This window comes from Streptomyces sp. NRRL B-24085, assembly GCF_001282115.1.
GTDB lineage: Bacteria > Actinomycetota > Actinomycetes > Streptomycetales > Streptomycetaceae > Streptomyces.
The window spans coordinates 16,021-27,014 of sequence record NZ_LJBR01000296.1 but is presented as its reverse complement, the minus strand read 5'-3'; the positions used below and the strand labels follow the sequence as shown (position 1 = coordinate 27,014).

General features: G+C 71.0%; 11 protein-coding genes. 8 read left to right on the top strand and 3 right to left on the bottom strand.

Features of this window, described 5'->3' with window-relative positions; translation table 11 throughout:
* Positions 1–91: 91 nt before the first annotated feature.
* Both AOJ26_RS43965 and phoU read right to left on the bottom strand, forming a co-directional pair.
* Entirely contained in the window at positions 92–250 is a 159-nt protein-coding gene (locus AOJ26_RS43965; protein WP_179200434.1) for a hypothetical protein, read from the bottom strand.
* Positions 251–400: 150 nt separating this feature from the next.
* Positions 401–1,090, bottom strand: coding sequence for a phosphate signaling complex protein PhoU (phoU, locus tag AOJ26_RS28935; protein ID WP_053851307.1), 690 nt, complete (start codon positions 1,088–1,090; stop codon positions 401–403).
* A 224-nt stretch (positions 1,091–1,314) separates the two neighbouring features.
* Between phoU and AOJ26_RS28930 the strand changes: the two genes are divergently transcribed.
* A complete protein-coding gene (locus AOJ26_RS28930) occupies positions 1,315–2,571 on the top strand; it encodes a sensor histidine kinase (protein ID WP_053851306.1) in 1,257 nt (418 codons plus the stop codon).
* The gene (locus tag AOJ26_RS28925) at positions 2,568–3,248 is read left to right on the top strand and encodes a response regulator transcription factor (RefSeq protein WP_015659563.1); all 681 of its coding nucleotides are present in this window, start codon (positions 2,568–2,570) and stop codon (positions 3,246–3,248) included. The genes AOJ26_RS28930 and AOJ26_RS28925 overlap by 4 nt, the downstream gene beginning before the upstream one ends.
* Before the next feature lie 72 nt (positions 3,249–3,320).
* On the opposite strand, the gene AOJ26_RS28920 is transcribed toward AOJ26_RS28925, so the two are convergent.
* Positions 3,321–3,983, bottom strand: coding sequence for a copper chaperone PCu(A)C (locus tag AOJ26_RS28920; RefSeq protein ID WP_053851305.1), 663 nt, complete (start codon positions 3,981–3,983; stop codon positions 3,321–3,323).
* Positions 3,984–4,571: 588 nt separating this feature from the next.
* On the opposite strand from AOJ26_RS28920, the gene AOJ26_RS28915 reads away from it, so the two are divergent.
* From AOJ26_RS28915 to AOJ26_RS28890, 6 genes are all read left to right on the top strand, one after another.
* The gene (locus tag AOJ26_RS28915; protein WP_003953493.1) at positions 4,572–5,054 is read left to right on the top strand and encodes a CarD family transcriptional regulator; all 483 of its coding nucleotides are present in this window, start codon (positions 4,572–4,574) and stop codon (positions 5,052–5,054) included.
* A gap of 324 nt (positions 5,055–5,378) precedes the next feature.
* On the top strand, positions 5,379–6,143 hold the full coding sequence (gene ispD / locus AOJ26_RS28910; RefSeq protein ID WP_053851304.1) for a 2-C-methyl-D-erythritol 4-phosphate cytidylyltransferase: 765 nt from the start codon (positions 5,379–5,381) through the stop codon (positions 6,141–6,143).
* Entirely contained in the window at positions 6,133–6,630 is a 498-nt protein-coding gene (gene ispF / locus AOJ26_RS28905; RefSeq protein ID WP_053851303.1) for a 2-C-methyl-D-erythritol 2,4-cyclodiphosphate synthase, read from the top strand. The genes ispD and ispF overlap by 11 nt, the downstream gene beginning before the upstream one ends.
* 49 nt (positions 6,631–6,679) lie before the next feature.
* Positions 6,680–8,080: a cysteine--tRNA ligase gene (gene cysS, locus AOJ26_RS28900; RefSeq protein ID WP_053851302.1), complete on the top strand. Its 1,401-nt coding sequence runs from the start codon at positions 6,680–6,682 to the stop codon at positions 8,078–8,080.
* 103 nt (positions 8,081–8,183) lie between these two features.
* Positions 8,184–9,125, top strand: a complete 942-nt coding sequence (gene rlmB / locus AOJ26_RS28895; RefSeq protein WP_053851301.1) for a 23S rRNA (guanosine(2251)-2'-O)-methyltransferase RlmB — start codon at positions 8,184–8,186, stop codon at positions 9,123–9,125.
* A 118-nt stretch (positions 9,126–9,243) separates the two neighbouring features.
* Positions 9,244–10,866 carry a DoxX family membrane protein gene (locus AOJ26_RS28890; RefSeq protein ID WP_053851300.1) on the top strand — a complete coding sequence of 541 codons (1,623 nt, stop codon included), beginning with the start codon at positions 9,244–9,246 and terminating at the stop codon, positions 10,864–10,866.
* The last annotated feature ends 128 nt before the right edge of the window (positions 10,867–10,994 follow it).

The window sequence follows — 10,994 nt, the reverse complement described above, 5'->3', positions numbered from 1 at the left end:
CTCCCCACCCGCCCGGTCGAGCCGGGACGTCGAGGGGCCCCGGGTCGTCCCGGGGCCCCTCGATGTCGTACGCGATCCAGTCGTACCGGTGTCAGCCGCACTGGCACGGGTTGCCCGACTGGCACCCGCATCCGCAGCCCGAGCCGCAGCCGCACGCGCCGATGACCGTCAGGGTCCTGATCGCGGCGGGCTGCTCGGTCGGGCGTTCCTGCGTGGGGTCGGGCTGGGGAGTGCTGGGGGCTTCGGCCATGGGTCCCTCCCGGAGGTGAGGGCCTGACCTTCCGACCGCCGGACCCACCGCCGGTCCCAGACCCTGTGCCCATTGCATGCCCGCCCCCCTGGGCGCATCAACGGCGCACTGGGGCTCGCACCCGCCCCGGACGGATCCGAAGGCGCCGGTTCAGGCCCCCTCGACGCCCGTCACCGGCTGGATCTCCTGCTGGAGCTCGTCCGCGTGCTCACCCGTCACCAGGTACACCACCCGCTTGGCCACCGAGACCGCGTGGTCGGCGAACCGCTCGTAGTAGCGGCCGAGGAGGGTGACGTCCACCGCCGTCTCGATGCCGTGCTTCCACTTGTCGTCGAGCAGGTGCTGGAAGAGCGTGCGGTGCAGCAGGTCCATCTCGTCGTCGTCCTGCTCCAGCTGGAGCGCGAGGTCGACGTCCTTGGTGATGATGACCTCCGCCGCCTTGGCCATCAGGCGCTGCGCGAGCTGGCCCATCTCCAGGATGGTGGCGTGCAGGTCGTGGGGGATCGCCTTCTCGGGGAAGCGCAGCCGGGCCAGCTTCGCCACGTGCTGGGCCAGGTCGCCGGAGCGCTCCAGGTCGGCCGACATGCGCAGGGAGGTGACGACGATACGGAGGTCCGTCGCCACCGGCTGCTGGCGGGCGAGCAGTGCTATCGCCCTGGCCTCCAGGTCGTGCTGGAGGTCGTCCACCTTCTGGTCGGCCTCGATGACGCTCTCGGCGAGCTTCAGGTCGGAGTCGAGGATGGCCGTCGTGGCGCGTCCGATCGCCGAGCCGACCAGGCGGGCCATCTCCACCAGACCGTCGCCGATCGAATCAAGTTCCTCGTGGTACGCGTCCCGCATTGTCGGTTCCCTCTCGTACGTCGTTCCTGTGGGTGCCAGGGGCCAAAACCGGCGGTGAAACCGGTGCTGCGTACCCCACGCTCCCACGTTCGGTCCCCTACGCGTCCGTTTCCGCCCTCCCAAATGAACCCCCACTGGCTCCAAGGTGAACTCTGGGCGACGAGTGTTCGAGCTCGCACTCGGACGGCTGTGGCCAGGACGGAACCCATGCCTAACCTGGAGGCATGGACGTGAACGCGGCGGTCGCCGCAGCGGCAGCGATCGCCGGTGTGCTCACCGGTGTCATCGCCATGCTGGCGTTCCGCTGGAGCGAGCGGGAGCAGAAACGCCCCACCCGCACCTCCCTGCACACCGACCCGGTGCTTCCGCCGGGCGTGGACACCGTCCTCTCCGTGCTCCGCTCCTCGGCCGTCGTCCTCGACGAGGCCGACGCGGTCGTCAAGGCGAGCTCCGCCGCGTACGCCCTCGGGCTGGTCCGCGGCGGCAAGCTCTCCGTGGAGCCGATGCTCCAGATGGCCCGGGACACCCGCAGGGACGGGGAGATACGCCAGGTCGAGCTGGACCTGCCCAGGCGGGGGACCGGACGCGGAGAGGCCCTCGCGGTCTCCGCGCGGGTCGCGCCCCTCGGGTCCCGGCTGGTGCTGCTCCTGGTGGAGGACCTCACCGAGGCCCGGCGGATCGAAGCGGTACGGCGTGACTTCGTCGCGAACGTCAGCCATGAACTGAAGACCCCCGTCGGCGCCCTCTCCCTGCTGTCCGAGGCCGTCATGGACGCCTCGGAGGACCCGGAGGCCGTGGAGCGCTTCGCCGGCCGCATGCAGATCGAGGCGACCCGGCTCACCAGCCTGGTCCAGGAGCTCATCGACCTCTCCCGGGTGCAGAACGACGACCCGCTGGAGGACGCCGAGCCGGTCCGCGTGGACGAGCTGGTCGCCGAGGCCATCGACCGCTGCCGGCATCAGGCCGGCACCAAGCAGATCACGATGGCCGCGGCCGGCGCGGCCGAGCTCAAGGTGTGGGGCAACCGCGGCCAGCTCGCCGCCGCCCTCGGCAACCTCGTCGAGAACGCCGTCAACTACTCGCCCGCCCGCACCCGCGTCGGCATCGCCGCCCGCCGGGTGTCCGCGCCGGGCGGCGACCTGATCGAGGTCGCCGTCACCGACCAGGGCATCGGCATCTCCGACAAGGACAAGGAGCGCATCTTCGAGCGCTTCTACCGCGTCGACCCGGCCCGCTCACGCCAGACCGGCGGCACGGGCCTCGGTCTCGCGATCGTCAAGCACGTGGCCGCCTCGCACGGCGGGGAGGTCACGGTGTGGAGCTCGGAGGGACAGGGCTCCACGTTCACCCTCAGGCTGCCGGAGGCGGGCGCGGCCCGCGACCGCGCGCTCCAGCACCCCGACCTCGACGACGAGGACGGGCATTCCACCCCCGAGTCGGTTTCTTACGACCCGCTTCCCGCCCCGGAGGTCCTTCCGTGACCCGAGTGCTCGTCGTCGAGGACGAGGAGTCCTTCTCCGACGCCCTGTCGTACATGCTCCGCAAGGAGGGCTTCGAGGTCGCGGTGGCGACCACGGGCCCCGACGGACTCGACGAGTTCGAGCGCAACGGCGCCGACCTCGTCCTCCTCGACCTGATGCTGCCGGGCCTGCCCGGCACGGAGGTGTGCCGCCAGCTGCGCGGCCGCTCCAACGTCCCCGTCATCATGGTGACCGCCAAGGACAGCGAGATCGACAAGGTCGTGGGCCTGGAGATAGGAGCCGACGACTATGTCACCAAGCCGTTCTCCTCGCGCGAGCTGGTCGCCCGTATCCGCGCCGTACTGCGCCGCCGCGGCGAGCCCGAGGAGGTCACCCCGGCCGCCCTGGAGGCCGGCCCGGTCCGCATGGACGTGGACCGTCACGTGGTCACGGTCTCCGGCTCCAAGGTCGACCTGCCCCTCAAGGAATTCGACCTGCTGGAGATGCTGCTGCGCAACGCCGGCCGCGTCCTGACCCGCATGCAGCTCATCGACCGCGTCTGGGGCGCCGACTACGTGGGCGACACCAAGACCCTCGACGTCCACGTCAAGCGCCTGCGCGCCAAGATCGAGCCGGACCCGGGCGCGCCGAGGTACCTGGTGACGGTCCGCGGCCTCGGCTACAAGTTCGAGCCGTAGACAACAGCGCTCTACGACAGGAAGGGCGGGACCTCCGAGGAGGCCCCGCCCTTCCTGTCGTAGAGCAGCCGGTCAGTGGCTCGCGGCCGACTCGGTGGCCGTCGCGCTCGCGGACGCGGCGTCGGTCGGCGTGGCGGACCCGCTCGGCGTGGCCGAACCGGAGGGGGTCGCGGAGCCGGTCGGCTTCGGCGAGGTCGCCGACGCCGACGGGGCGGCGCTCGGGCCCCACTTGGTGTAGTAGGTGTCGGCCGGGACCACGAAGGCGCGCAGGCTCACGTCACCGGTCGTGCTGAAGGTGAAGGTGACCTTCTGCGCGTTGCCGTTCTTGACGCTCTCGCCGAGCTCGCTCACCGTGGCGGCGGCGTTCCCCTTGCCGCCGAGGACGATGGAGCTGTGGGCCGGGACGGTCACCTTGCCCTTGCCCTTGGCGGGCGTGAGCTCGGCGCTGCCGCCGCCGTCGATGCTCACGGAGTCCAGCGTCTGGGGCTTGTCGCCGGAGTTGAAGACGGTGGCGGAGACGACGGCCGGGCCCTCGGTCTCGCCGGAGGCCTCGGGGGTCGCCTGGGTGATCACCACGACGTTCTGGAGCTTGATGTCGCCCACGCGGATCTCCGCGTTGTCCGGCTTGACCTCCAGGGTCTGGGCGTTGTTGCCGGCCGCGCACGCGGAGAGCGCGGCGAACGAGAACGCGATGGCGGAGGCGGCGAGGGCGCCGCGTCGAAGGCTGCTGCTCACGGCGGCGGCAACTCCTTGACTTGAGCGGGGCGGCCCGTAAAGCCGCGCTAAGTGTCTGTCAGCGGCCTTAGGTTACCGAGCCGTTCCCGCAGGGCCGCACCCGACCCTCCCCAAGGGGCGTGTCACTCCGTTCACGGATGACCCAGGCGTCACTTGCTTCCCGCACTCCGGCGCTCGTCGGGCATTCGGATAAGCGGCTCGGCATCCAGAGGCAAATCTTCCGTGAAGGAATGCGCGATCGCCCCCGGAATTGATCACCATGTGATCCGCCGGCCGTGCGTGATCAATTCCGGAATCGGCGGGGAAGTGACTCCGGACACCGAACGGAGTAGCGGAAGTCGCACGCTTGGAACCGGACATTTGGGGACGTTAGCCCACTCGGAGCGGCCTCCGGATGTGTGTAACGTACGCGTTTCACCTCGCCCGGAGAGCCGCTCCGACCTGCGAATTCCTGCTTCCGCTCGGCCTCCGCAGCACGTTCCTGTTGCTGTTGTCAAGCCCCGAGATATGCCCTGACCTGCGAAAACGCCATTCAGAACCCGCAGTTTCCGTGTTACCCTGGATAGCCACGGAAGGGGTACCTGTCACATGACGTTCAAGGTTGGCGACACCGTGGTCTATCCCCATCACGGGGCCGCGCTGATCGAGGCCATCGAAACTCGCCAGATCAAAGGCGTGGACAAGACCTACTTGGTGCTGAAGGTCGCCCAGGGTGACCTGACGGTACGTGTGCCAGCGGACAATGCGGAGTTCGTCGGCGTGCGTGATGTGGTCGGTCAGGACGGGCTGGACCGGGTCTTCGAGGTGCTGCGCGCGCCGTACGCCGAGGAGCCCACGAACTGGTCCCGTCGTTACAAGGCAAACCTGGAGAAGCTCGCCTCCGGCGATGTCATCAAGGTCGCGGAAGTCGTGCGCGACCTGTGGCGTCGTGAGCGCGAGCGCGGACTCTCCGCAGGTGAGAAGCGCATGCTCGCCAAGGCTCGGCAGATCCTGGTGAGTGAACTCGCTCTCGCGGAGAACACGAACGAGGACAAGGCCGAGGCACTGCTCGACGAGGTTCTCGCGTCCTGAGCGTCCCTGTGCAGGCACCTCGCCCGCTCAGCTCAGCACACACTGAATCCGAATTGCCGCACTGAAATGCCGCGGTGCCCGATGACGCGAAAGCTGTCGCCGGGCGCTGCGGCATGTCTGTCTCCGGATGCCGGACCAGGACCGCCCCGAGATCCCGGAGTGCCGTGCGCCTGTTCCTCTCGGGGGAAGATCCCCCGATACTTGGCGTGCCGGGCCCGGGCAGCAGGCTCGACCGGCGTCACGGAAGGGTCCGGTCAAGGCGTCGCGCCCGGCACGCTGTCTCCGTACCCACGTTGGCCGAGCACACAAACCTGACAGGAACCGATGTCTGACGTTTCGCGCCCTTCGCCCGCCGAAGCCCGTGCTGAGGCCCGCACCGCGGTGGTGATTCCGGCCGCCGGAAGGGGCGTACGCCTCGGTCCGGGCGCCCCCAAAGCGCTCCGAGCGCTGAACGGCACCCCCATGCTGATCCACGCGGTCCGCGCGATGGCCGCGTCCCGGGCCGTCTCCCTGGTCGTCGTCGTGGCCCCGCCCGACGGCGCCGGCGAGGTCAAGTCCCTCCTCGACGCGCACGCGCTGCCCGAGCGGACGGACTTCCTCGTCGTCCCCGGTGGCGACTCCCGTCAGGAATCGGTCAGGCTCGGTCTGGACGCCCTGCCCTCCGACTTCGGCATCGTGCTGGTCCACGACGCGGCCCGCCCGCTCGTCCCGGTCGACACCGTCGACGCGGTCATCGAGGCCGTGCGCGACGGCGCGCCCGCCGTCGTCCCGGCGCTGCCCCTCGCGGACACCGTGAAGGAGGTCGAGCCGGCGACCGCCCCCGGTGAGCCGGAGCCGGTGGTGGCGACCCCGGTCCGCGCGCGGCTGCGTGCCGTGCAGACCCCGCAGGGCTTCGACCGGGCGACCCTGATCCGCGCCCACGAGACGGTCACCGAGGACGTCACCGACGACGCGAGCATGGTCGAGCAGCTGGGCCTCACCGTCGTGGTCGTGCCCGGTCACGAGGAGGCGTTCAAGGTGACCCGCCCGCTGGACCTGGTCCTCGCCGAGGCGGTCCTGGCCCGCAGGAGGCTCAACGATGGCTTCTGAGCAGCCCGTGCTGCTGCCGCAGGTCGGCATCGGCACCGACATCCACGCCTTCGAGGAGGGCCGCGAGCTGTGGTGCGCGGGCCTGAAGTGGGAGGGCGAGGGCACCGGACTGGCCGGCCACTCCGACGCGGACGTCGTCGCCCATGCCGCCTGCAACGCCCTCTTCTCCGCGGCCGGGCTCGGCGACCTCGGTCAGCACTTCGGCACCGGCCGCCCCGAGTGGTCGGGTGCCTCCGGCGTCACCCTGTTGACGGAGGCGGCCCGGATCGTGCGCGAGGCGGGCTTCCGGATCGGCAACATCGCCGTACAGGTGGTGGGGCCGCGCCCGAAGATCGGCAAGCGCAGGGACGAGGCGCAGAAGATCCTGTCGGAGGCGGCCGGAGCCCCGGTGTCGGTGTCCGGGGCGACCACCGACGGCCTCGGCTTCCCGGGGCGCGGCGAGGGTCTGATGGCGGTGGCCACGGCCCTGGTGGTGCGGCAAGGGTGACGGGAGGACTGCTCCCACGCACCCCCTTCGGCCCACTACGCTAGGTCCCGTGACTATTCGCCTGTACGACACCAGCGCCCGGCAGATCCGTGACTTCGTCCCGCTCACCGCGGGCTGTGTCTCGATCTACCTGTGTGGCGCCACCGTGCAGGCGGCCCCGCACATCGGGCACATCCGCTCCGGCCTGAACTTCGACATCATGCGCCGCTGGTTCGAGTACCGCGGCTACGACGTCACGTTCATCCGCAACGTCACCGACATCGACGACAAGATCATCGCCAAGGCGGCCGAGCAGAACCGCCCCTGGTGGTCGATCGGCTACGAGAACGAGCGGGCGTTCAACGACGGCTACGACGCCCTCGGCTGCCTCCCGCCCACCTACGAGCCGCGTGCCACCGGGCACGTGACCGAGATGGTCGAGATGATGCAGGGCCTCATCGAGCGCGGCCACGCCTACGAGTCCGAGGGCAACGTCTACTTCGACGTGCGCTCCTTCCCGGGCTACCTGGAGCTGTCGCGGCAGGAGCTGGACAACCTGCTCCAGCCGTCCGGCGAGGGCGAGACCGGGAAGCGGGACCCGCGGGACTTCGCCATGTGGAAGTCCGCCAAGCCGGGCGAGCCGACCTGGTCGACGCCGTGGGGTCCCGGCCGCCCCGGCTGGCACCTGGAGTGCTCGGCGATGGCCCACAAGTACCTGGGCTCCGCCTTCGACATCCACGGCGGCGGCCTCGACCTGATCTTCCCGCACCACGAGAACGAGATCGCCCAGGCCAAGGCCTACGGCGACGACTTCGCGCAGTACTGGGTGCACAACGCCTGGGTGACCATGGCAGGCGACAAGATGTCCAAGTCGCTGGGCAACTCGGTGCTCGTCTCCGAGATGGTCAAGGAGTGGCGGCCGATCGTGCTCAGGTACTACCTGGGCACGCCCCACTACCGCTCGATGATCGAGTACAGCCAGGACGCCCTGCGCGAGGCCGAGTCGGCGTTCGCCCGGATCGAGGGTTTCGTGCAGCGAGTCACCGAGTTGGCAGGGAAGGCCGTCGAACCCTCCGCCGAGGTGCCGCCCGCCTTCGCCGAGGCGATGGACGACGACCTGGGCGTTCCGCAGGCGCTGGCGGTCGTGCACACCACCGTCCGGCAGGGCAACAGCGCGCTCGCGGCCGACGACAAGGAGGCCGCCGTCGCCCGCCTCGCCGAGGTGCGCGCCATGCTCGGCGTCCTCGGCCTGGACCCGCTCGACGCCCACTGGGCCGGCGAGTCCGACCGGGGCGAGGACCTGCACGGCGTGGTCGACAGCCTCGTCCGCCTGGTCCTCGACCAGCGGGAGGCGGCCCGCGGCCGCAAGGACTGGGCCACCGCGGACGCCATCCGCGACCAGCTCGGCCAGTCGGGCCTGACCATCGAGGACGGTCCGCAGGGACCGCGCTGGACGCTGGGTCCCCGCTAGCCCCTTTCCTTGATCGATTGTGCCGCCCGGCCCTCCGGGCGGCACACTGCATAGACGTACGAACAACTCACCGACGTGGACACCCACGCAGAACAGGTAGGTCATGGCAGCCAACAACCGCCGCATGTCCGGCAAGAAGGGCGCGCAGGTCGGCAGTGGCGGCCAGCGGCGCAAGGGCCTGGAGGGCCGGGGGCCGACCCCGCCCGCCGAGATGCGCAAGGGCCACAAGAAGAACCGAATCGCCAACGCCAAGGCGAAGCAGGCGGTGCGCCGTCCGGCGCCGCGCGGCCGCGGCGGCAAGGGCACCTCGGAGATGGTCGTCGGCCGTAACCCGGTGGTCGAGGCGCTGCGTGAGGGCGTGCCCGCGGTGACGCTCTACGTCCAGCAGTTCATCGACAACGACGAGCGGGTCCGCGAGGCGCTCCAGCTCGTCGCCGACCGGGGCGGCGTCCACCTCATGGAGGCGCCCCGCCCCGAGCTGGACCGGATGACCAACGGGCTCAACCACCAGGGCCTGGTCCTCCAGGTCCCGCCGTACGAGTACGCCCACCCCGAGGACCTCGCCAACGCCGCCTACGACGACGGCGAGGACCCGCTCATCGTCGCCCTCGACGGCGTGACCGACCCGCGCAACCTCGGCGCGGTCGTCCGCTCGGTCTCCGCGTTCGGCGGCCACGGCGTCCTCGTGCCGGAGCGGCGTGCGGCCGGCATGACCGCCGGTGCCTGGAAGACGTCCGCCGGTACGGCCGCCCGCACCCCGGTCGCCCGCGCCACCAACCTGACGCGCGCCCTGGAGGCGTACAAGAAGCAGGGCATCGTGGTCGTCGGCCTCGCCGCCGACGGCGAGCACGAGATCGGCGATCTGGAGGCCCTCGGCGGTCCGGTCGCCATCGTGGTCGGCAGCGAGGGCAAGGGCCTGTCCCGTTTGGTCGGCGAGACCTGCGATTTCCGGGTGCGGATCCCGATGCCGGGCGGCGCCGAGTCGCTGAACGCCGGTGTGGCGGCGGGGATCGTGCTGTACGAGGCGGCCCGTCGACGGGGCTGAACGACTGTTCGGCATCGTCCCCCACATGGGGTATTCCTGGCGTACGGGGCAAGCTTGACGGGGTCCGGACAGATCCGGCGAGTCAAAGCAGTGTCCTAACCACACGTCACTCGGTTAGATGAGTGTGGACACCAGAACACCCCGCACACCCACGGGGGACGGCCCGTCGGGCTTCGACGACGCTCCCGCGCTGAGCATGGTGAAGGTGCCGAGCGATCCGGCGCAGATCATCGTCAATCATGCGAGCTTCCGCGTGCAGTTGGGCGCGTCGACGAGACGCGCCCAGTCCCCGCGGATCGCACGGCACCTGATCGACGCCGAGGACACCGCCCGGATGCCGGCCGTCGGCGCCGCGGGGCGCCGTCGGCCCGTCGTGTGGAGCGGCAGGTCCGCGCCCGACGACACCGGCGCCCACCGCCTGTTGCAGGCCGTGCGGGGCGGCAGCGTCGGCCATGCCGAACCGCCCGCCGCCGACGCCGGAGCCACCCAGGTCATCCCCCGTATCGACGTCGACCACGGCTACCAGGCCGACTACGGCGACGAGTTGGCCCAGACCATGGAGACCCCGGTCGTCGGCGCCCAGCGCACGCCCGACGGCGACGGCACCCGACTCCTGCCCCACATGCGCACCGTGGGCAGCGCGTACGACGAACCCGCCTACGACGGCGAGGAGTTCGACGACGGCTTCGACGAGGCCCGCGCCGACCGCGCCACCAAGCGGCAGGGCGACGAGGCCGCGCGGCACGCGTACTACCCCGGCCGCCGGATGAACCTCGGCGTCGTCCTCCTCCCGCTCCGGATCTTCCTCGGCTTCATCTCCATCTACGCCGGCATGGGCAAGCTCTGCGACCCCGTCTACTTCGACGGCGGCAAGCGCGGCTCCATGGTCAAGTGGCTCAACACCCTGCACCCGTGGGAAGTGGCCGAGCCGCTGCGCCAGTTCGCCCTCCAGCACCCCGTCGGCTCCGGCCTCGTCATCGCCTTCCTCCAGGTCATCGTGGGCGTCCTCACGGTCCTGGGCTGCTGGCAGCGCGTCGCCGCGGTCATCGGCGCCGGCCTGTCCGCCGCGCTCCTCCTCACCGTGAGCTGGAAGAGCGTTCCCGCCTACGACACCCCCGACATCATCTACCTGGCCGCCTGGTCCCCGCTGATCATCGCCGGCGCCCCCGTCTACTCCATCGACGGCCGCCTCGCGGGCAGCGCCTGGCGCCGCCTCGGACCCCGCTCCGACATCTGGGAGCTGCGCCGCTACGTGCTGCGCCGCGGCGCCCTCGTCACGGCCATCGTCACCGGCCTCACCCTGCTGATCGGCTCCGTCCTCGGCAGTGCCGTCCGGGACGCCGACCGGGTCATCGTCCCCGGCCCCGGCGAGGCCCCGCGCAACGAACTGCCCGGCTCCCCGCTCCCGCAGGACTCCGCCAAGGCCCGCAAGAAGAGCCCGTCGGCGTCCACCCGGCCCAGCCAGGGCGCCACCCGCGGCCCGTCCGCCGGCGCCTCCGCGACCCCCGGAGCCACCCGCGACACCGACAACACGGGCACGGCCACCGGCGGCTCGCCCAGCCAGACCCAGGGCACCACGGGCCGGACCTCGCCCCAGCAGTCTTCCCCGGCCCAGCAGGCCCCCAGCACCACCGCCGGCCCCACCGGGGGCACGAGCACCTCCGGCGGTTCGACAGGCGGCTCCGGCACCGGGGGCTCGTCCTCCGGCGAACCGGGCCTGGTGGGCGGCCTGTTGGGGTAGGCGGGCCGGTGGGCGACGTACTGGGCAACCCCACCGGCTGAGCGAACCGGGCCCGCGAAAAGGTCCCGCACCGATGAAGGTGCGGGACCTTTTCGCACTCAGGGGCGCGGGACAGTGCTGGATGTGCG

Bases quoted from the DNA above. Each gene is read 5' to 3' on its own strand.
- AOJ26_RS43965 (WP_179200434.1), bottom strand. From the start codon at position 250: ATGGCCGAAGCCCCCAGCACTCCCCAGCCCGACCCCACGCAGGAACGC.
- phoU (WP_053851307.1), bottom strand. From the start codon at position 1,090: ATGCGGGACGCGTACCACGAGGAACTTGATTCGATCGGCGACGGTCTG.
- AOJ26_RS28930 (WP_053851306.1), top strand. From the start codon at position 1,315: ATGGACGTGAACGCGGCGGTCGCCGCAGCGGCAGCGATCGCCGGTGTG.
- AOJ26_RS28915 (WP_003953493.1), top strand. From the start codon at position 4,572: ATGACGTTCAAGGTTGGCGACACCGTGGTCTATCCCCATCACGGGGCC.
- ispD (WP_053851304.1), top strand. From the start codon at position 5,379: ATGTCTGACGTTTCGCGCCCTTCGCCCGCCGAAGCCCGTGCTGAGGCC.
- ispF (WP_053851303.1), top strand. From the start codon at position 6,133: ATGGCTTCTGAGCAGCCCGTGCTGCTGCCGCAGGTCGGCATCGGCACC.
- rlmB (WP_053851301.1), top strand. From the start codon at position 8,184: ATGGCAGCCAACAACCGCCGCATGTCCGGCAAGAAGGGCGCGCAGGTC.
- AOJ26_RS28890 (WP_053851300.1), top strand. From the start codon at position 9,244: ATGAGTGTGGACACCAGAACACCCCGCACACCCACGGGGGACGGCCCG.